The sequence below is a fragment of the Ruegeria sp. YTSC003 genome (assembly GCF_059609785.1).
In genome coordinates this window covers 317,618-337,738 of sequence record NZ_JBXWMK010000003.1, presented here as the reverse complement: position 1 = coordinate 337,738, position 20,121 = coordinate 317,618, and the positions used below count along the sequence as shown (strand labels likewise).

17 protein-coding genes are annotated in these 20,121 nt (G+C 54.8%); 11 read left to right on the top strand and 6 right to left on the bottom strand.

The annotated features are described in order from the left end of the window. The first annotated feature begins 35 nt into the window (after positions 1-35). The 7 genes from AC2FFH_RS08675 to AC2FFH_RS08645 are packed head-to-tail and all read left to right on the top strand — an operon-like array spanning position 36 to position 7,513. Positions 36-1,157, top strand: coding sequence for an aromatic ring-hydroxylating oxygenase subunit alpha (locus AC2FFH_RS08675; RefSeq protein WP_496844210.1), 1,122 nt, complete (start codon positions 36-38; stop codon positions 1,155-1,157). Further along, positions 1,154-2,680: a choline-sulfatase gene (betC, locus tag AC2FFH_RS08670; RefSeq protein ID WP_496779201.1), complete on the top strand. Its 1,527-nt coding sequence runs from the start codon at positions 1,154-1,156 to the stop codon at positions 2,678-2,680. Before AC2FFH_RS08675 ends, betC begins: the two co-directional genes overlap by 4 nt. A 5-nt stretch (positions 2,681-2,685) precedes the next feature. Then, complete coding sequence (locus tag AC2FFH_RS08665) at positions 2,686-3,480, top strand: SDR family oxidoreductase (protein WP_109312332.1); 795 nt, start codon at positions 2,686-2,688, stop codon at positions 3,478-3,480. Beyond that, on the top strand, positions 3,480-4,412 hold the full coding sequence (kce, locus tag AC2FFH_RS08660; RefSeq protein WP_496844209.1) for a 3,5-dioxohexanoate:acetyl-CoA acetone transferase: 933 nt from the start codon (positions 3,480-3,482) through the stop codon (positions 4,410-4,412). The genes AC2FFH_RS08665 and kce overlap by 1 nt, the downstream gene beginning before the upstream one ends. A gap of 10 nt (positions 4,413-4,422) precedes the next feature. Then, positions 4,423-5,841, top strand: coding sequence for a gamma-aminobutyraldehyde dehydrogenase (locus AC2FFH_RS08655; RefSeq protein ID WP_496844208.1), 1,419 nt, complete (start codon positions 4,423-4,425; stop codon positions 5,839-5,841). Then, positions 5,841-6,581 carry an SDR family NAD(P)-dependent oxidoreductase gene (locus tag AC2FFH_RS08650; protein ID WP_496764463.1) on the top strand — a complete coding sequence of 247 codons (741 nt, stop codon included), beginning with the start codon at positions 5,841-5,843 and terminating at the stop codon, positions 6,579-6,581. Before AC2FFH_RS08655 ends, AC2FFH_RS08650 begins: the two co-directional genes overlap by 1 nt. After that, positions 6,581-7,513, top strand: coding sequence for a 3-hydroxyacyl-CoA dehydrogenase NAD-binding domain-containing protein (locus tag AC2FFH_RS08645; protein ID WP_496764460.1), 933 nt, complete (start codon positions 6,581-6,583; stop codon positions 7,511-7,513). The genes AC2FFH_RS08650 and AC2FFH_RS08645 overlap by 1 nt, the downstream gene beginning before the upstream one ends. Here the strand turns inward: AC2FFH_RS08645 and AC2FFH_RS08640 are convergent. Beyond that, positions 7,491-8,522, bottom strand: a complete 1,032-nt coding sequence (locus AC2FFH_RS08640) for a GlxA family transcriptional regulator (protein ID WP_496764458.1) — start codon at positions 8,520-8,522, stop codon at positions 7,491-7,493. The genes AC2FFH_RS08645 and AC2FFH_RS08640 overlap by 23 nt on opposite strands. A 301-nt stretch (positions 8,523-8,823) precedes the next feature. Between AC2FFH_RS08640 and AC2FFH_RS08635 the strand changes: the two genes are divergently transcribed. Beyond that, positions 8,824-9,873 (top strand): GFA family protein, encoded by a 1,050-nt coding sequence (locus AC2FFH_RS08635; protein WP_496764456.1) that lies wholly within the window; start codon positions 8,824-8,826, stop codon positions 9,871-9,873. A gap of 197 nt (positions 9,874-10,070) precedes the next feature. On the opposite strand, the gene AC2FFH_RS08630 is transcribed toward AC2FFH_RS08635, so the two are convergent. From AC2FFH_RS08630 to gntH, 3 genes are read right to left on the bottom strand one after another with little or no spacing between them, the layout of a single operon-like run. Further along, on the bottom strand, positions 10,071-11,294 hold the full coding sequence (locus AC2FFH_RS08630; protein ID WP_496723210.1) for a HupE/UreJ family protein: 1,224 nt from the start codon (positions 11,292-11,294) through the stop codon (positions 10,071-10,073). Positions 11,295-11,346: 52 nt separating this feature from the next. After that, positions 11,347-13,113: a hypothetical protein gene (locus AC2FFH_RS08625; protein WP_496844207.1), complete on the bottom strand. Its 1,767-nt coding sequence runs from the start codon at positions 13,111-13,113 to the stop codon at positions 11,347-11,349. Between the two features lie 54 nt (positions 13,114-13,167). Then, positions 13,168-14,349: a guanitoxin biosynthesis MBL fold metallo-hydrolase GntH gene (gene gntH / locus AC2FFH_RS08620; protein ID WP_496844206.1), complete on the bottom strand. Its 1,182-nt coding sequence runs from the start codon at positions 14,347-14,349 to the stop codon at positions 13,168-13,170. Between the two features lie 200 nt (positions 14,350-14,549). Between gntH and AC2FFH_RS08615 the strand changes: the two genes are divergently transcribed. Continuing rightward, positions 14,550-15,071 (top strand): TetR/AcrR family transcriptional regulator, encoded by a 522-nt coding sequence (locus AC2FFH_RS08615; protein ID WP_496844205.1) that lies wholly within the window; start codon positions 14,550-14,552, stop codon positions 15,069-15,071. A gap of 172 nt (positions 15,072-15,243) precedes the next feature. Here the strand turns inward: AC2FFH_RS08615 and AC2FFH_RS08610 are convergent, their stop codons facing one another. Beyond that, on the bottom strand, positions 15,244-16,302 hold the full coding sequence (locus AC2FFH_RS08610; protein WP_496844260.1) for an anhydro-N-acetylmuramic acid kinase: 1,059 nt from the start codon (positions 16,300-16,302) through the stop codon (positions 15,244-15,246). Between the two features lie 209 nt (positions 16,303-16,511). Here AC2FFH_RS08610 and AC2FFH_RS08605 point away from each other — a divergent pair, with 209 nt between their 5' ends. Both AC2FFH_RS08605 and tyrS read left to right on the top strand, forming a co-directional pair. Further along, positions 16,512-17,780, top strand: a complete 1,269-nt coding sequence (locus AC2FFH_RS08605) for an MFS transporter (RefSeq protein WP_496844204.1) — start codon at positions 16,512-16,514, stop codon at positions 17,778-17,780. A gap of 91 nt (positions 17,781-17,871) precedes the next feature. Beyond that, entirely contained in the window at positions 17,872-19,125 is a 1,254-nt protein-coding gene (tyrS, locus tag AC2FFH_RS08600) for a tyrosine--tRNA ligase (protein ID WP_282168145.1), read from the top strand. Positions 19,126-19,227: 102 nt separating this feature from the next. Here the strand turns inward: tyrS and AC2FFH_RS08595 are convergent, their stop codons facing one another. Beyond that, positions 19,228-20,109 carry a hypothetical protein gene (locus tag AC2FFH_RS08595; RefSeq protein ID WP_496844203.1) on the bottom strand — a complete coding sequence of 294 codons (882 nt, stop codon included), beginning with the start codon at positions 20,107-20,109 and terminating at the stop codon, positions 19,228-19,230. Between the last annotated feature and the right edge of the window lie 12 nt (positions 20,110-20,121).

The following is a 20,121-nucleotide window of genomic DNA, read 5'->3' as shown; positions in this document are numbered from 1 at the left end:
TGAAATAGATTTAACCTAACATCGGAGACGCAATCATGACTGATACAGATACAATTTTTTTTGGCTATCATGCTGATCCATCGCGCTCCAGCTCATTGCAGGCTGCTGCCTACACCGAGCGCAAGTGGTTTGACGCAGACCTTTGCGCCATCCTCACCAAAACTTGGCAATGGGTATGTCATGTTGAGAAAACACGTGAGCCGGGATCTTATGTAACAGTGGATATTGCCGGCCAACCCATTGCCGTTGTGCGTGACAAAGAGGGTAAGCTTCGTGCCTTTTATAATGTCTGCAAACACCGTGCGCATGAATTGCTGTCGGGCGAAGGCAATACAACGCGGATCATGTGCCCCTATCATGCTTGGGTCTATAAACTTGACGGGCAATTGGCCCGCGCACCACATACCGAAAACCTCGAAGATTTCAGGAAAGACGAGATTTGTCTCGATGCAGTGCAGGTCGAGGAATTTTGCGGCTTTGTTTTCGTCAATTTGGATCCGATGGCAGCTTCTTTGTCAGAACAATCCGGCAACTTGGAAACCGAAGTGCGCCATTGGGCACCGGATGTGGATCAACTCACTTTTGGCCATCGTCTGACCTATGACATCAAATCCAACTGGAAGAACGTCGTGGACAACTTCCTAGAGTGCTATCACTGTCCTACAGCGCACAAAGATTTTTGTGACCTCGTGGATATGGATACCTACAAGGTTACGACCTACGGCATTTACTCCAGCCATATGGCTGACGCGGGCACAAGTCCGAATTCCGCATATGACGTGTCGAATGCCACCGTGAAAACCCATGCGGTTTGGTGGCTCTATCCGACGACCTGCCTGATGCGGTATCCGGGGCGATCAAGCATGATCGTGTTGAACATCATCCCCGTTGGGCCAGATCGGACGCTTGAAACTTACGACTTCTTCCTTGAGACGCCGGAACCCGACGCGATGGAGTTGGACGCAATTCGTTATCTGGATGAAGTTCTTCAGGTCGAAGATATCAGCCTTGTCGAAAGTGTGCAGCGCGGGATGAACACACCTGCGTTCACCCAAGGTCGGATCGTCAATGACCCGGATGGTTCCGGCAAGTCCGAGCACGCCGTACATCACTTCCATGGCCTAGTCCTGGATGCTTACGCAAAAGGTGCTGCGTGACACGGCCAAACATCCTTGTGATCATGGCGGACCAATTGGCACCACACTTCACTGGGGCATACGGGCACAAGGTTGCCAAGACACCCCACCTTGATGCGTTAGCCGCACGCGGCATGCGCTTTGATGCGGCTTACTGCAATTCTCCACTCTGTGCACCTTCACGGTTTGCCTTTATGTCGGGCCAGCACATCAGCCGCATTGCAGCTTACGACAATGCATCCGAGTTCAGAGCCTCGGTGCCAACATTTGCGCATTACCTTAAATCGCTAGGCTACCGGACCTGTCTTTCAGGCAAGATGCATTTCGTTGGCCCAGATCAGATGCATGGGTTCGAAGACAGGGTAACAACCGATATCTACCCCGCAGATTTCGCATGGACCCCGGATTGGGAAGCGCCTGATGAGCGGATCGATAAGTGGTATCATAACATGCAAACCGTCAAGGAAAGCGGTTTGGCCCATGCGACCTTCCAGATCGACTATGACAATGAAGTTGGCTTTGCCGCCAATCGCTGGCTCTTCGATGTTGCCCGAGACAAAGCACGTGGGAACGATGCGCCCTTTGCGATGGTGGTAAGCTTCATTCACCCGCATGATCCTTACGTTGCGAGGCCCGAATGGTGGAATCTCTATTTGGACGATGAGATCGACATGCCGTCCTTTACACCCGCGACAGAGGATCAGGACCCGTTCTCGCGTCGATTGATGGATGGGATCGAAGCATCATATGTGCCGCTCAGTGATGAAGAAATCCGTCGCGCGCGTCATGCTTATCTGGCCAATGTCAGCTACTTCGACAGCAAGATCGGGGAGCTGATTCAGACCCTCGAAGAGACGGGCGAGTTGGACAATACCATAGTGTTTGTAACTGCGGATCACGGCGACATGCTGGGAGAACGTGGGCTGTGGTATAAAATGAATTTCTTTGAACACTCTGCGCGCGTTCCACTGGTCATGGCCGGGCCGGGCGTTGCAGTGGGGACAACGCAGAATGCAGTGTCGCTGGTCGATTTGCTGCCGACCTTTATCGATATTGGCGGCGGTAACGAGACAATGATCGGAGAACCGATCGACGGCCGCAGTCTAATGCCTTTGGCCCGTGGCGAATACGACCCAGTTGATGAAGCCATCGGTGAGTATTGTGCCGAGATGACGGGCTATCCCGTAATCATGATCCGGCGCGGCCCTTTAAAATACATTTATTGCGACAGCGATCCGCCGCAGCTCTACGATCTAAACGCCGACCCGCTGGAAACAAAAAATGTTGCCACAGACCCTGACTATGCTGACCCGGCAGCCCGCTTTGCAGCCGAAGTCGCGGAACGGTGGGACGGTAGTGAATTGCGAAAAAAGATTATCGCCACGCAGAGATCACGCCGCGCGTTACATGCCGCGATGGAAGCAGGTGCCAGCGAGTCATGGGATTACAACCCACCATCTGATGCAAGTCAGCAGTATGTCCGCAACAACTTGGATTGGACGGTGGCCGCTAGTCGCTACCGCTATCCGCCTTTGAAGGATTGAAGCCAATGATGCTGAACGGAAAAATTGCCCTTGTGACCGGCGCGCGCGGTGGCATCGGGCGTGCAATTGTCGCGCGGTTCCTAAAAGAAGGGGCAACAGTATTTGCCGCAGACCTCACACCGGAAGGATCGTTAGACCAGCACGACGAAGATGGCAGTCATTTTGTTAAGCTGGATGTGACTCAAGAGGCAGACTCGGTTGCGGCGATGGATCATGTGCGCGCCACACACGGAAAGTTGGACATCCTAGTAAACGCGGCCGGGATCGAGATCGAAAAAACCGTTGAAGAGACCACGCTGGAGGAATGGAACCAAAGCTTTGCCGTGAATTCTACAGGCACGTTCCTGACCTCGAAATACGCCATCCCATTGATGCGCGAAGCGGCGAAGACAGGGAATAGCGCAAGCCTCATCAATTTTGGCTCCTACGATGGGTTCATCGCTGATCCGGGCCTTGCGGCCTATTGCGCAACCAAAGGTGCAGTACACGCTTTGACCCGCGCAATGGCTTGCGATCATGGCCCCGAAGGTATCCGCGTAAACGCCATCTGCCCCGGCTATATCGATACCCCAATGCTGCAGAGCTTCTTCAACGGAGATGGATCTGGTGGCGCCGGCGGCAATATTGAAACGCTGCAACAGGCCGTGCGCGATGTTCATCCGACGCGCACCTACGGGACGCCACAGGACATTGCAAACCTGGTTAACTGGCTTGCTTCCGACGAAGCACGGTATGCCTCTGGCCAGTTGTGGGTTCTGGACGGGGGGCTGTCTGCACAAGTGCAGCAGATGAAGCTCTGATGCCCAAATCCGTCATCATCACCTGCGCACCCACAGGAGGCATCCATACGCCGTCGATGTCACCACATCTGCCGATTAAGCCTGCCGAGATCGCGACAGCAAGTATTGAAGCGGCACAAGCCGGCGCGTCGATCATTCACTTGCACGCACGGCATCCAGAGACCGGCAAACCCGACCCCCGACCCGAGCTATTTCAGCAGTTCCTGCCTGTGATCAAACAGTCCACTGATGTGGTGATGAATGTCTCTACCGGCGGCGGTTTGGGTATGTCGATGGATGAGCGCCTGCTGGCCGCAACTTCGACTAGCCCAGAGATGGCATCTCTCAACATGGGTTCTATGAACTTTGGCATCTTTCCGATGCTGCAGAAATACACCGAGTTTCAGCACGAATGGGAACAGCCATTCCTGGAGATGACAGAGGACTTCATCTTTCCCAACACCTTCAAAACAATTCGTTACGCCATTGAAAAACTTGGTGGTGATCATGGCACCAAGTTCGAGTTCGAATGCTATGATCTTGGCCATCTCTACAACGTCAAATGGTTCGTGGATCAAGGCCTGATCAAACCGCCTTTTTTCATTCAGATGGTGTTCGGCATCTTGGGTGGAGTTGGCGCGGATGCAGACCATCTAACCCACATGCACAACACAGCGGACAAGCTGTTCGGGGCAGAGAACTACGAATGGTCTGTCCTTGCCGCTGGCCGTCACCAAATGCCTTTTGCAACCCAAAGCGCATTGCGCGGCGGAAACCTTCGGGTGGGTCTCGAAGACAGCCTGTTCATCGGCAAAGGTGAGTTGGCCAGATCTAACGCGGAGCAGGTCACGCGCATCCGATCAATTATTGAAAACCTTGGCCTAACGGTCGCGACCCCAGCTGAGGCGCGCGTGCGGCTTGCACTTAAGGGCGGCGATCAGGTTGGGTTCTAAGGAGACGCATATGCAGACCAAAATGTTGATCAACGGTGAAATGGTGGAAGGTACCGGAGAAGCCTTGCACATCCTGAACCCTGCAACAGGCGAGACTATAGGCGAAGTAAAAGAGGCCAGCGATGCACAGATCGAGGCGGCCGTGCGCGGCTCGACAGAGGCATTTGAAGCTTTTTCAACCTCGCCCCCTGCAGAACGAGCCGCGATGTTGCTTCACATAGCTGATGTTATCGAGGCGAACAGCCAGGAGTTGGCAGAACTTGAAAGCCTGGATGTGGGAAAGCCTTGGCCATCCGCTCATGATGACGAGATGCCGCTGACGATTGATGTCTTTCGCTTTTTCGCTGGTGCTGCGCGAACCATGATGGGATCTGCTGCTGGCGAATATGTTGCGGGTCATACCTCGATGATCCGGCGTGATCCAATTGGTCCCGTAGCGGCCATAGCGCCTTGGAACTATCCGCTGATGATGGCGTCCTGGAAGATTGCCGCACCAATTGCGGCAGGATGTTCCATTGTGTTGAAACCGTCCGAGATAACGCCCCTATCTACTCTGCGACTTGCAGAATTGTTACAAGATGTTCTGCCAAAAGGCGTGCTAAACGTGATCCATGGTCGCGGGCTCGGCGTGGGAAATACCCTGATGAACAGCCCACAGATGGAAGGGATCAGTGTTACGGGTTCTCCGGCGACAGGCATGGCTGCAATGCGGGCTGCTTCCCAGAAAATTAAACACGTTCATCTGGAATTGGGCGGCAAGGCGCCGGTCATTGTCTTTGATGATGCTGATCTCGATGCTGTGGCCGAGACGATCCGATATGGCAGCTACTTCAATGCCGGTCAGGACTGCGCACAGCCATGCCGCGTGATGGTTGCAGACAGTGTTTACGACAAACTTGTGGCTGCGATTGCCGATCAGGTAGGCCAGATCCAGACAGGTGCACCGAAAGCTGAAGGAACGGAAATGGGCCCGCTTGTCTCTGCAGTTCAGCGGGATCGAGTAGCGGGTTTTGTTGATCGCGCACGCTGCAGCTCTGAAATCGTTTCCGGTGGGGCGTCTGGCGAAGAAGACGGCTTTTTCTACCAGCCGACAGTCATCGCTGACGTGGACAATACTGCGGAGATAGCTTGCAACGAGGTGTTTGGACCTGTTGTAACAGTCTCCCGTTTTTCTGACGCAGAAGAGGCGTTGAAGATTGCCAACAACGGGCCTTACGGGTTGGCCTCATCGGTCTGGACACGAGATGTTGGACGCGCGATGCAAATGACATCCAAGCTGCGCTATGGGTTTACGTGGGTAAACACGCATGGGGTCGCGACACCCGAGATGCCATGGGCCGCTATGAAGGGGTCCGGTACGGGTAGCGATATGTCGGTCTATGCGCTGGATGCTTACACCGCAGTCCGTCACGTTATGGTGGCACACTGATGCGGTTGGCTGGAAAATGTGCCTTTGTCACAGGCGGCAAGCAGGGCATTGGGCGGGGCATCGTTGAGGCGTTCGTGGCTGAAGGGGCCGCTGTCACTACCTGCGGGCGTGGCCCTCAACCCGATGATCTGCCGGAAAACGTAATTTGGTACACGCTGGATGTGTCCGAAGCCGACGCGGTTGCAGAGATCGCTAGGACAGTCTGTGGGACTGATATCCTTGTAAACAACGCCGGTGTTCAGGTCGAAAAAACAGTGACCGAAAGCACAGACGCGGATTGGGACTTAGTGATGGGCGTAAATGCGCGAGGCGTTTTTAACTGTTGTCGCGCCTTCATTCCAGAAATGTCGCAAGGTGGCTCGATCATCAACATCGGGTCGATCTCGGGCAATGCCGCGGACCCATCGATGGCGCTCTACAATGCGTCAAAGGCGTTTGTGCATGGGCTGACACGCTCTATCGCAGTGGACCACGGACCAGCGGTGCGCTGCAATGCGATCTGCCCGGGGTGGATTGAAACGGGCATGCTGGACGCAGCGTTCGACCTCGCTCATGACCCGGAAAAAGCTAAATCCGACGCGCTGGCTCGCCACGCGGTCAAACGCTTTGGCAAACCTGCCGATATTGCAGCGATGGCTGTGTGGCTGGCCTCTGACGACTCGTCTTTTGCAACCGGCCAGTTGTTCACGGTGGACGGTGGCCTGACGGCGGCCTCCCCCCTTAATCCGGGACTCTTATGATGTCAGAAATTGAAAGAACCGCCATTCTTGGAGCCGGTGTCATCGGGGCAAGCTGGGCAGCTTTGTTTCTCGCCTCGGGCCGTAGCGTGACGGTCTTTGACCCCGATCCGAATACCGAAGCATCCGTTCGCTCTTATATCGAAAAAGCCTGGCCGGCATTGGACGAATTGAATCTCACAGATAGGGCCACACCTGACGCTATCACTTTCGTTTCAACCGCCGAGGCGGCTGTCCAGGGCGCACAATTCGTTCAGGAGAACGTGCCAGAAAGACTGCCAATTAAGCATTCGACCTATGCCGGGATTGAGCCAGAGTTGAACCCTAACGCAATAGTTTCAAGCTCAACTTCCGGCCTGACGCTCGAAGCTTTGCAAGAGGGATGGCGCGATCCTAGCAAATTGATCCTAGGTCATCCATTTAACCCACCGCATCTCATCCCACTGGTCGAATTGACCGTCAACGATTCCACCGGTTCAGATGTTTTGGACCGCACAGAAGCTTTCTACAAAGACATTGGTAAAATCACGATCCGGATCAAGAAAGGCATGCCAGGGCATGTCGCGAACCGTTTGCAAGCCGCAGTTTGGCGCGAGGCCGTTCATATGGCGGTCGAAGGTGTCGCCAGTGTCGAAGACATCGATAAAGCGATGTGGGCTGGTCCGGGACTCCGATGGGCCGCGATGGGTCCCACAACGCTTTTTCACTTGGGTGCAGGCAATGGTGGCCTGCAGGCCTTCTGTGACCATTTCAAAGACACATTCAATGGCTGGTGGGACGACCTGGGCGACCCTCGTCTTGATGAGGATGTCATCAATAAACTGGTCGACGGCATAAAGGATCAAACACAGGGGCAAAGTACCGAAGAGTTATCAGCGCAACGCGACAAGATGCTTACGGCGATGCAAAAAGCTACCCAACACCTTCGGACTTGATGTCAGGCTTGAACATTGGCCAAGCGCGAAACTCGAACGGGGTGCGGCCTTCAATGCGATCCGCACTGGGGGTCAATCCAAATCGTTTGCGGTATGCCCGGCTGAAATGAACCTGTCCATTAAACCCTGATGCTTCCGCAATCTCGCTGAACTTAAGCTCAGTTTGCGTCACTAATCCGCGCGCGCGATCAAGGCGTATGTCGCGGTAATACTCGATCGGTGACTTATGGACATATTGCTGAAACAATCGGCTAAGTTGCCGTTGCGAAATCTTCAACCTCGCTGATATTTCAGGGATCGACAAAGTGGCTTCCAAGTGCGCCTCCATCAAATCGATCGCGTCCCTTACCACTCCAGAGGTGACGTACCCCAGCGGCTCTACGTCTTTGGGGTTCTGTGATTGGCCTTCTCCGCGCACATTGTGATGAAAAAGGTATCGAGCAGATGCATTGGCGATACTCTCACCAGCGACAGAATGTATAAACCGCAATCCCAGATCTGTTGCTGCAGAACCCCCGCAACAAGTGAAAATCTTTCCATCCATAACAATCATGTTCTCCGACACGGTGGTGTCATGGGCCGTTTCGGCAAAGGCGTCGATGTGTTCATAGTGAACCGTTGCGGTCTTTCCTTTGAGTAGTCCAGCCGTCGCAAGAACAATTGCGCCGGTATCCAAACCACCGAGGATTGCTCCACTCGATTCCCATTTCTGTAGGGCTACCTTGAACTGAGGTGTCCCGTGACGCTCAGGTGTCCAACTTGTACTCACCAGAACCATCCAAGGCTTGCGCGCCACCACCTCCGCCAATGGGGCAGTGTCAACGACCAAGCCGCTGCTGGTTTCAATTGGACCACCAGGGTCTGAGACATAGGTCCAAGAAAATCGAGCCGAACCTGTCAGGTAATTTGCTACTCTGAATGGATCCACGAAAGACGTTGTCGCCGAAACATTAAAATGCGAACTCACCAAAACAACTATGTCTAGCTTGCGATCTAATGGCTGCGTCATGACCGATTTTGTAAAACAGCGTCCAAAATTGTCAATTATGTTTCGGAATTACGCAAAAAACACCAGTGTACTGAGCCAAACACTGCCTAAGTGCGAAGGCTAGGCCGAGGGGATCAGATCTCAATCAGTTTCTGAAGCTAGAATGCCGACATTCGCTTCACCGCAGCGAAGGCCCACTTTGAGCCCAGAGCAGTTTTTTGAAAGTCAAAACAAACGTCTGAATGATCATCCCTCGGGCTATGGCGATTTATGTTAAGCTTTACAGAAACCAGCAGAGACATAACAGTTCTAAGGAATAGAGATGGAACGCAAATTGGCGGCCATACTGGCCACGGATGTTGTTGGTTTCGCGGGGCTGGTTTCGCGCGACGAGAGCGGAACATTGGCCGAGTTGGTACGTCTGGAACGTGAAATCATCCGCATGCAAGTTGAGGCGAACCGAGGCCGTGTTTTCAAGTCTACTGGCGACGGATTCTTGGCTGAGTTCTCAAGCGTTATTGAGGCGGTCAACTGTGCAATTGGCATTCAAAAAGCGTCTGCGCTCGAAGCCCGTCAGTCGAACACGGAAAATGCACTCATCTTGCGTATCGGGGTCTCTCTTGGTGATGTCGTTGTACATGGGGCAGATATATTGGGAGATGGTGTTAATATTGCCGCTCGGCTCGAAGCAATGGCCGAGCCAGGAGGAATAGCGGTCTCCGGCGAAGTGATGGCGCAAATAAATGGTAAGGTAGACATTCCACTTGCGGATTGCGGGCACAAAAAACTGAAAAGCACGGATACTTCAGTCCATGTTTACATGACCCAGTCAAAGCACGGTGAAGAAGGCGGGTTTCTGGATTTCGACAAGGATGAATTGGCAAAGACTATGGTAAAGGGCGGCTGCATTTGTGGAGCCGTCCGGTACGAAGTCAATGCACCAGCGATCAGTACAGGGTATTGCCATTGCAGCTGCTGTAGAAAATTCTCTGGGTCAGCGGTCAATGCGTGGACGGCTTTTCCCGTTTCTGCTGTTCGATTTCTTGATGAAGAGCCCGTGTATTTCGCGACTACGCCAATAGCCAAACGGGGCTTCTGCGCCAAATGCGGAGCAAGCCTGACCTACCAACTCGTTCAGCCGAGGGAAACGGCTTACTTGGTTATGCACACTTCGAGCCTCGATAACCCAGAAAACTTCGCTCCATCGGTCCACTCCGGGATAGAAAGCAAAATGCCTTGGTTCGACATTTTGGATGACTTGCCTCGTACACGGTCAGCAGATTCCAAGGTATTATTGGAGGCATGGTCAAGTGTCGGCTTACCTGACCCGGAAACTTGGGGGCCTCTGGCCAAACCGCCTGAAGTTTTCTAGAACCCGCGCGATGTCGGCTTTGTCCGCGTCTTGCCTGTTCATGCGACGCGCAGCGAATGTCGATCCATACCAAACCGGCCCTTGGTGCAGATCGCGGTGAAGGTGTCAGGAGAGCCCAATCTGTCTTATGCTGTGGAACAGCCGAATGTCCGCATTTCTCTCAGGAAACCATCACGGCACGCACCATCGCAATGACCTTAAGCCAACGTGGAATAAACCTCGGCAACTCGCTGAAAGGTCCAAAAGCAGGCGATAGCCGCACATCCACCGGCTAAGCCCACTCGTAAGGACATCCACAAACTGGAGTTCACGCGCCGACACATTATTAAGGCAGGCCAGAGCGCAAGAATAATGGCGACCTGGCCAAGCTCGACGCCAAGATTGAAAGCAAGCAAGCTCTGCCAGATGTTTGGGGATGTAACCTGCAAAATCTTGTGCAACACAAAGCTAAACCCAAGCCCGTGCAAGAGGCCAATCAGCGTTGTCAGAAGCACCATCGTGACTTCAGAGCGCGCATTGTCCTTAAAACCCACAAACGCTGCGACGGCTGCAAATATGATAGAAAGCGCGATCCCAGTTTCGACGGCAGGAACAAACCACGCGCCCGATGGCACAAACCCGAAGAACCCCAGAGACAGCGTCACGCTATGCCCAATGGTAAAACCGGTTGCACGCAGCAATAGCGCCCTGAGTGTCTGCGCTCCAATGACCAAACACACAACAAAAAGAACATGATCCAATCCTTCGAGGATATGTCGTATACCTTCCCAGACAAAACTCAGGAATCCTCCATACCCCTCTTGCTGAACCACCAATGGTTCAGTCATCAGGCCCCGAGATCGGAATATCTGCGGTGTGTCCGAAGCGTAATCGAGAATGAGGTTGGCCGTTTGGTCCTGATCCGGCAAGCCGGGGTCCAGCACGTTGGCAATGCTGTACGATTGGACCGGGCCGTCCGTGTCATAATGCAGGACGAGATCGACAATTGTGTCACCAACAAAAAGCGGTGGCGTTAGGGCCGTTTCGCTGTCCTCGGCCTGTTGAGCTTCGGCCAAAGTTGCAAATCCGGGCTCATTTCCAATTCGATGCAAGCGAACGGACTTAACTGTTCCTCTTATGCGCTGATTGTCGACCAACAGATGCAACCCACCTTCGGCGAATTGCCCCAGACCGTTGGGATCGCTCATGACAGCCTGCAAGTCGACAAAGTGGACCAACTGACCGTCGCTCATGGCATTAGTCGTGAATGGTGCAGCTATCGGCAAGGCATCACCTTCCTGATCACCGACCTTGTCTGCAACCAGATAAGGCATGGGCGTACGGATGTAGACGCGCAGACCGTCTTCGGAATGCTCGACATGCGAAATTCGAACGTTGAGGTTAAGCAAAAAATGTGCCGAGGCTGACAGCGTCAGTGACAAGAACACACCGACAAACAAAGCGCCGAAAGCAAAAACCTTTGGTCTTAAACACTTACGCATTTGGATCGCGAGCCTCGATTACAGTTAATCCATCCAGCTTCCATTGCCCTGACTCAGGTATGACCTCCGCCAGCACCCGAAATGTAACGGCGCGTATGTGGGCGTGCCCCCAATGACCGCCTTGTGCTTTCACTGTCCATTTGGTCAGGGCACTAAATCCTCCCGGCGTGTGGGTTGGGTTAATGCGCTCCAATTTCAGGTCGCTGATATCAGTAACCGTAGCAAGACTGCCTCCTGGCGTTCGGATCGCGAGACCACGTTCAACCTCTGTTGCGATGTCACCTAGAGACGCTTCCGTTACAATGTGCGCCAGCTCTGCCTTTCTTGCGGCCGGCGAAATTTCCAGACTCACCGTGCTCAAGTTCTCGACCATTGAGCGCAGTATATCTTCCGCAGCCTGCAGCTCAGGGGGCTCAGACTTCTTCCAAGGCAAGTCCGGCAAATATCCCGAAAATGCGACGGTTGCCGATGTTGCGGCAATCATGGTTGCGCAACTGGCGCGCTTTGCAACTTTGCCCCTGCACATGAGGAAGAAACCAAGTGAGACGGCACTGATAACTCCGGTGATTAAAGCGATTGCCGGGTTCTGCTGTATCTGCTGCTCGACTGGAACCTGAGTGACAGATGCTTTTTCGTATTGGAGCAAGTGGTTCTGCCACTGAAACTGAGGGTCCACTGGTGTCACAGCTCCAAAGAACGGCCCGGCGATATCGTTTGAAATGGTCGCGACGCGGGTAATTTCCTCGTCAAACATATCCCATGTGACTGTCACCTGTTCGGGAAGTTCTGCCGATGAGAAAGACAGGATAGCTCCGATAAACGCATTGTTCACGGACACTTCCTTTCCAGGCTCGACAACCTGAAAACCTTGCGATGTTAGCTCCAGGAGCTTTGCTGTTGCGTTTGACGGTTGCACTGATTTGCCATCAATTGTCACCGGGTTACGAGAAGCCAGGAAGGGCGCTGCCTGGTTTACGATCAAGGCGCTAAGTTGTGGCGAAAGTGTCTGCCCTACGTCGAAAGTTTCACCGATCCAAGGCGCCAGTTCACGCAAGCGGATCAGCGTCTCATGCCGAACTTCACGAGGTTCGATATAAAGAAATGTTGAAGTTCCGTCCTGGGCTTTTCGATTCAGGCTTTCTGCGGAAAATCGGGTTTCCCAAGGGTCAGGCCAGGAAATCTTTAACTCTGCCTGCTTTGACAAGAAGCTGAAATCCGTGACCGGAACCTCTCGGTCAAAAACCTGCATCCCGATAGTCGCCAGTGGTACACCATCCCACGATGGAGGCACTATCGTCAGCTCCTTGGGAACTGAGTTTTGAAACGGAAAGAACACTTCGACGAACAGGACACGCGGATCTTTTGGCGGGCTGGGAACAATTTGACCCGAGAATGGGTCGCGCTGACCTGCAAGCGGCGAGGCCCGGTCGATGCGCGTTCGGTATTCTAACTTTCTGATTTCAGCGTTTAGCGGCTGTTTGTCCCTTCCAACAATCGACAGCGCCCGACTTAAAGCCTGCGTAGAACCCTGATTGAAATCTTGTTCAGCCTCCGGCTCACCCCCGACGAAATCTGATGACCAACCAATTGGCAACATATCAGCAAACAACGGAATATTTTCGACGTAGATCTCAAGGTCGACGTAGACCCCATCATCTTTGACATGAAGGACAGCGATATTGGGGGCGACTTCTGATCCGTTAGTCAGAACGACATCCGCCGAAACGGCCTGTGCAACTGAAGCCATCAGGCTCAGCATCAGGAATAGTCGGTACAGATACTGCCAAATCGGAATTTTGTTCACCCCTGAACGTTAATTATCCGGCATTGGCGGTGGTGTGTAACCCTCCCATTTTCCCGCTTTGACTTTGTCGGACGGCTCTTTTTCTTTTGAGCGCGGGGCATTGATGTACTCGTCGCTTACAGCTGGTGGCAACGCATAGTCATCAACACTCGCTTCCCGAACAACGATCTGGCCCTTGGTTACGTTGATCACCTGTAGATCTCGCGCCAGCGTCAGAGGCCCATCGTAAGTCGAACGGACGCCTTCCAAAATCGCCTGATAGTTTTCGGGTGAAAGAACAGAGTGATACCCCAGCGCCATGCGCGGTTCGACTGCGGACATCACTTTGCCAAAAGCCGCAGGTTCGGTATGAACGCGCGTAGCTACATAGGTCGCCTGTTTCATGTCCCAGCCAAAATACGGGGCCAGCGCATCCGGTGGTAGAAAAGCCTCGTGAGAAGCGATGTCCGCCCCTTTGGCATATTCGACATACCATTTGTTTGGGTAAGTATCGCCACCAAAGACGTATTTTAGCCCATTCCATTCCAGTGAGTAGCTCACGGAACCATCAAGGCTGTGGATCGCTGGCCAGGACCGGATCGTGACATCGTTCTCCTGATAAACAATTTCGTTTTCCTGCATGTAGTCGAATTCAGTGACATCAAGCTTTGCGCCATCGTCCGGCAGCGCGCCCGTTCGCGTGGCCAAGTCCCAGGCGTAAGCCTTGGACATGCCATCAACATAGGCTTTGGTCCCAAGCTCGTCCTCTGACCCAGATGGACCGAAGACGCGAAGCGGAGTATATCTGCCCGAAAGCCACCCCCCAACATGAAGACCCATGAAGTCTCCAACGTGGTCGACATGCAAATGACTGAAGAAGACCTTGTCGATTTTTGCAAAATCCGGTCGCAACGAAAACAAGTTTCCCGTTGCACCCGTTCCCACGTCAAACAGAAAGACGTCCCCATTCCCAAGTTCTACATAAAACGAAATAGATACGGCCGCCTTGGTTTGGTTTGGCATCCCCGTGCCCAATGCCGTGATACGCATCTCATCCTCGCCGAGGATTTCAGTGTTGGGAAAGTAAGACGCGGGATATACGTCGTTTTCGATTGCAGTGGCACTCCGACCCGTTGGCAACGCGTTTTGCGCCGTGGCTGTGCCAGCCAGTGTCACGCCTAAGGCCATCAATGTGCCGGCTGCGGTTTTCATTAAGTTATTCATTGATCCCCCCCCCTTCAAAGCGAAGCCTCTTAAGAGAACACAAATTTGTGATCCCCTCGTTCACCATAGACATCTCTACGGTAAGCCCATAGACTGCTCTATGTCAAATAAAGAATGCTGTAATCTGAATGTCAGAATCTATCGCTCGAAACTCACCCAAAAACGCCGCGACCAAGGAAGACTGGATATTGCTGGCCTACAAAGTACTCAACGAGGGCGGCGTTGCCGCGATAAAGGTCGTGCCAATGGCAAAGCGGCTGAACCTGACAAGCGGTAGCTTTTACTGGCATTTCAAGAACGTCCGCGAGCTTTTGGATGAAGTTCTCAGATATTGGGAGCAAGAACTGACTGACAAAGTGATCGCGCAGGCAAAGACATTTGGCGGCCCCCCAGAAGACCGAATTCTTCTTCTTATGAAAAAGGTCATTGAAGAGGACGCCGCCTTGCCGGATCACGCTGTCTCAGTGTGGGCGAATACTGATGAGAAGGTGAAAGAATCGTATCAAAGAACCATCGGCAAACGGTTCCAATTCGCCGCCTGGATGTTTGAACAGGCCGGGTTCTCGAAAGAGGAAGCGAAAGCGCGTGGAAGATTGATGGTTACTTCGCTAATGGGAGACTCTTCAACCGGTCTGAAAGCGCAAGGCGATTGGGAAAAGGTTATAGAGAGGGAACATGCAATTCTTGTCGGAAAGAAGAAGACAGAATAAGTATATCGCCCGGCATTGTTAGTTTGCTCGAAACGGACTGCCAGTTTTTAATCGCCCTGTAGGAAGAGCACACGCAACAGTGCCAGAAGCCGACGTTCAGTCTGTGACCATCAAGAACCGCTTCGTCCGCGAAAGCAGAAACCGGGCAATTAGCTTTTAACCCACCGCCCCATTACGCAACCGAACTCACAACCCCACCGCCGACCAGCGCCTTCACACCTGTCGTCCCCGGACACGACGTCGGCAGCCTGCGGGCGACGCGTGCCGCCAAATAGGCGAAGGCCTGCGCCTCAAGCATATCTCCGTCCAGACCCACGGCCTCGACTGGTTCGACCGGGCAGTCCAATGCAACGCGCAGCATCTCCATCAATACAGGGTTGTGTCTACCGCCCCCGGTGACCAACATGCGCGAGGGTGGTTTGGGGCAATGTTCCATCCCCTGCACCACGCCCGCGGCACACATGCCGGTCAGCGTGGCCACCGCGTCCGCATCGCTGAGTTCCTGCACCAGTTTGATCATCTCGGAAAAGTCGTTCCGGTCCAGTGATTTTGGCGGCATGCGTCTAAAGTAAGGCTCGGACAAAAACAGCTCGAGTGCGCCCATCTCGACGGTTCCGCCGCGCGCGACGGCTCCGTCGCGATCCATCGGCAGGCCCAGACGCGCCTGCATCAGATCGTCGACCGGTGCATTCGCGGGACCAGTGTCGAAAGCCAGCAACGCGCCGGGGGCTTCGGGGCCATCGTAACTGGGGTCCACATACGTCAGGTTCCCGACACCACCGAGGTTCAGAAAGCACAGCGGCTGGGTTGCCTCGATCCACTTGGCGCAGGCAAAGTGAAAGAACGGCGCCAACGGGGCGCCTTCGCCGCCCATCGCCACATCGTCGCTGCGAAAATCCCAGACGACTGGCACCCCCAATGCCTGAGCCAGCCCTTTCCCGTCGCCCACCTGCAACGTCCCGCGCCCACTTGGTTCATGCGCAAGAGTTTGGCCGTGCACACCGATCAGATCGACCTCATCAAATTCAGACAGCGCCTCGGCATGGGCCAGGGTAACAAGCTCTGCCGCGGCATCCACGTCAGGCCCGTGCCATTGCCCTAAAGCGGCGCGCAATACCGCGCGCTCGTGATCGGAGTAGGCACGATACCCACTTGGACCAAATCCCAAAATCCGGTGCCCGTCCGTTTCGACGACCGCAGCATCCACCCCATCCATCGAAGTGCCGGACATCGCGCCCAAAACCCTGATCGCACCTGTTCGTTTGATGGCCCGCCCCACTTTAATCTCTCCTGCCGAATTCTGTTTGTACCGTCATGGTTGATCGGCACAGCCCGTTTAACCTGCCCCTACCGCTGAAGCCAAGGCAAGCCAGATCACACGAGTGTCGCGCTTTTTCCCGACAATTTGGTATAAGGAACACAAATCGGTTTTGGGTGCATATGTCAGACACATACTCACAGAAACAACCATCCGAAGGCCGGAACTATTTTCTGATCTTCTGGTCCGGGGCTCTGGCCACGATCGGAGGGCAGTTGATCAACCCAAATCTGGTGCTACCGTTCCTGTATCTGGCTCTGGGCGCGCCAACGTTTTTTGCAGGAATGCTTCTGCCCTTTGTCACCGGATCGCGCCTGATTGCCGAGATCTTTGTCGCACCTTTCATTAACCGGGCAACCCGCGCCAAGCTGGCCGTTTACGCACCGAACCTGTTGACAGCCGCAGTATTGGCGGCGGTGGCCCTGTTTTCAACAAAACTACCCAGTGTGATGATCGTACTGCTGTTCCTGACCACCGCGATGGTCCTGGGATTGTGCCAGGGGATCACCAGCCTTGGAACCAGCCAGATCTACGGCATCTCCGTTCCCGAAGCGAAACGAAACCGGATGGTGTTTGCGCAAGCCACCATCTCGGGCGTTTTGGCCATCATCGTCGTTCTGATCACGCGCGACCTGCTGTCCGGGGACCAACCGATGCAGCGCCACATCGTCGTTCTGTGGTGCGGCGTGATTGCCATGTTTGCCGCAGGTGTTGCCTTTGCAGGAGTGCGACTGCTTGAGGATGAACAGCGCGCCCCATTGCCGGAGCCAAAGAAAAAACCCAAACCCCTGGCCGAGTTGGCGACAGGATTCAAAACCGGCATGGCCTATCCCTGGTACCGCAAGTTTCTTTCGGCCCGACTGATCTTTGTGTCGGTCGAGCTAGCGATGCCCTTCTACACGATCCATGCTGCGACGCTTCATATGGGGACCAAGCATTCACTCAGCTATTTTGTCATAGGGGCCAGCCTTGGAATGGTGATCGGCTCGCTTCTGTGGGGATGGCTCAGCGATCGTGTCTCGGTCAAACCTGTGATGTGGCTGGGGTGCATGATCGCCGCAATCTCGGCTCTGATGGCGCTTGGCTTTACGTTCCTCGGCTACGCTCAGAACGTCTGGGTCTACGTGCTGGTGATCCTGCTGCTATCGCTGGGCGGGAATGGGGTGATCTATGGGCGCTACCTGTATCTCATTCAGATGAGCGTTGAAAAAGAGCGCCCCTACCTGGTTGCACTAGGGGATGTCAGCGCTGGCCTCGTAGGAATTGTTTTTGCTGCGATCCTTGGCGCAGTCGCACATCTGCATGATCCGATCACGCCGATTGTTGTCCTTGTGGTGTTGAACACCATCGCAATGTTCTATGCCTTCCGCCTGCCCCCGGTCAAAAGCTGACACAGCCCGCGTTTTCTTGGAAATGGTGCCTTTTCCTTACCCAGTGCGCCGCCTATACAGTGCCCCGCAACATAAACCCAAAGGGCACGATATGACCTACCACCCCAAATCGGATTTCATCGCCACGATGATCGAGCGCGGCTTTCTCGCCGACTGCACCGATTATCAGGGCCTTGACGAGGCGCTGATCAGTGGGTGCAAACCGGCATATATCGGCTTTGATGCGACGGCCAAGTCGTTGCATGTGGGCAGCCTGATCCAGATCATGATGCTGCGCTGGTTCCAGAAAACCGGACACCAGCCAATCACTCTGATGGGCGGCGGCACCACCAAGGTGGGCGACCCGTCGTTCCGCGCGGATGAACGCCCCCTGCTGGGTCCCGAACAGATCGACGAAAACATTGCGGGCATCAAAAAGGTGTTCTCGGCCTATATCGATTATGACAGCGATGCCGAAAACAAGGCGCTGATGCTGAACAATGCCGAATGGCTTGATGGCCTGAACTACCTCGATTTCCTACGCGATATCGGGCGGCATTTCTCGGTCAACCGGATGCTGGCGTTTGAATCGGTGAAATCACGGTTGGATCGCGAGCAATCGTTGAGCTTCCTTGAGTTCAACTACATGATCCTGCAGGCCTATGATTTCCTTGAGCTGAACCGCCGTTACGGCTGCGTCCTGCAGATGGGCGGCTCGGATCAGTGGGGCAACATCGTCAACGGTATCGACCTGACGCGTCGCGTGCTGGATCATGAGATCTACGGCCTGACTTCGCCGCTTCTGACCACCAGCGACGGCAAGAAGATGGGCAAGTCGCAGGACGGTGCGGTCTGGCTGAACGCCGAGATGCGCTCGCCTTACGAATTCTGGCAGTTCTGGCGGAACACGACCGACGCGGATGTTGGCCGTTTCCTAAAGCTTTACACCGAAATGCCGGTGGATGAGTGTGACCGACTGGGCGCGCTGCAAGGGTCCGAGATCAACGAGGCCAAGATCCGCCTCGCCAACGAAGTCACCGCCCTGCTGCACGGAACTGAGGCTACGGCCAACGCCGAGGCCACGGCCCGTGAAGTGTTCGAAAAAGGCGGTGTTGGGGGCGATCTTCCGACCCTGACCCTCAGCGCGGCTGAATTGGGCGACGGCATGTCCATCGTACAGGTCATCGTGAAATCGGGTCTGGCAAAGTCCGGTAAAGAGGCCAAACGGCTGATCGCGGAAAACGGTGCCAAGCTGGATGACGCTCCGTTGACGGATGCCGGGTTGATGATCGACGCGGGTGCTCTGTCGTCACCAATCAAGCTGAGCGCAGGTAAGAAGCGCCACGCGTTGGTTCAGCTGGGCTAGCGAGCCATTCACCATGAAGTAGACGAAACGGCCACCCTTTGCGGTGGCCGTTTTTTGTTTTAGGTATCGGCTAAGCTTAGGGATGCCCTTGCAAGAACCGCGTCACCTTTCATCATCGTGGGCATTGTTACCCTGGCCCGGGCTATTGCCTTCCGGCCCGTTGCCTCCACCGTTGTTCCCTTTACTGCCGCCCTTACCGCCACCTTTACCTTTGCCGCCTTTGCCGCCACCTTTACCGTCGCCGCCCTTGCCGCCACCTTTACCGTCACCGCCTTTGCCGCCACCCTTACCGTCGCCGCCCTTGCCGCCACCTTTACCGTCGCCGCCCTTGCCGCCACCTTTACCGTCACCGCCTTTGCCGCCACCTTTACCGTCGCCGCCTTTGCCGCCACCTTTACCGTCGCCGCCTTTGCCGCCACCTTTACCGTCGCCGCCCTTGCCACCGCCATCATTGCCGCCACCATCGTTGCCGCCGCCATCATTGCCGCCGCCATCGTTGCCGCCGCCATCATTGCCGCCGCCATCGTTGCCGCCGCCATCGTTGCCGCCACCATCGTTGCCGCCGCCATCATTGCCGCCGCCATCGTTGCCGCCGCCATCATTGCCGCCGCCATCGTTGCCGCCGCCATCGTTGCCGCCACCATCGTTGCCGCCGCCATCATTGCCGCCGCCATCGTTGCCGCCACCTGGGCTGTTGCTTTCGCCACCGCCGCCAGGGCTGTCGCTTCCACCGCCGCCAGGGCTGTTGCTTCCGCCATCGCCAGGGCTGTTGCTTCCGCCACCGCCAGGGCTGTTGCTTCCGCCACCGCCAGGGCTGTTGCTTCCGCCACCGTTGTTGGTACCTCCGGTCGAACTACTGCTGGTATCGCCAGAACCAGACTCACCGCGCGGGCTTGGGTCAGCTTGTGCAATTTGATCGCTGTCCCGATCTTCGCCACCTCGTGCCGAATTTCCGCGGACTGAAGCTGTCTCCAAATCCGTCAACAATACGGCCAA

Excerpts from the sequence above, each read along its gene's own strand:
- AC2FFH_RS08675 (WP_496844210.1), top strand. The coding sequence starts at position 36 with ATGACTGATACAGATACAATTTTTTTTGGCTATCATGCTGATCCATCG.
- AC2FFH_RS08665 (WP_109312332.1), top strand. The coding sequence starts at position 2,686 with ATGATGCTGAACGGAAAAATTGCCCTTGTGACCGGCGCGCGCGGTGGC.
- AC2FFH_RS08650 (WP_496764463.1), top strand. The coding sequence starts at position 5,841 with ATGCGGTTGGCTGGAAAATGTGCCTTTGTCACAGGCGGCAAGCAGGGC.
- AC2FFH_RS08635 (WP_496764456.1), top strand. The coding sequence starts at position 8,824 with ATGGAACGCAAATTGGCGGCCATACTGGCCACGGATGTTGTTGGTTTC.
- AC2FFH_RS08605 (WP_496844204.1), top strand. The coding sequence starts at position 16,512 with ATGTCAGACACATACTCACAGAAACAACCATCCGAAGGCCGGAACTAT.
- kce (WP_496844209.1), top strand. The coding sequence starts at position 3,480 with ATGCCCAAATCCGTCATCATCACCTGCGCACCCACAGGAGGCATCCAT.
- AC2FFH_RS08640 (WP_496764458.1), bottom strand. The coding sequence starts at position 8,522 with ATGACGCAGCCATTAGATCGCAAGCTAGACATAGTTGTTTTGGTGAGT.
- gntH (WP_496844206.1), bottom strand. The coding sequence starts at position 14,349 with ATGAAAACCGCAGCCGGCACATTGATGGCCTTAGGCGTGACACTGGCT.
- AC2FFH_RS08655 (WP_496844208.1), top strand. The coding sequence starts at position 4,423 with ATGCAGACCAAAATGTTGATCAACGGTGAAATGGTGGAAGGTACCGGA.
- tyrS (WP_282168145.1), top strand. The coding sequence starts at position 17,872 with ATGACCTACCACCCCAAATCGGATTTCATCGCCACGATGATCGAGCGC.
- AC2FFH_RS08645 (WP_496764460.1), top strand. The coding sequence starts at position 6,581 with ATGTCAGAAATTGAAAGAACCGCCATTCTTGGAGCCGGTGTCATCGGG.
- AC2FFH_RS08625 (WP_496844207.1), bottom strand. The coding sequence starts at position 13,113 with ATGCTGAGCCTGATGGCTTCAGTTGCACAGGCCGTTTCGGCGGATGTC.
- AC2FFH_RS08610 (WP_496844260.1), bottom strand. The coding sequence starts at position 16,302 with ATGTCCGGCACTTCGATGGATGGGGTGGATGCTGCGGTCGTCGAAACG.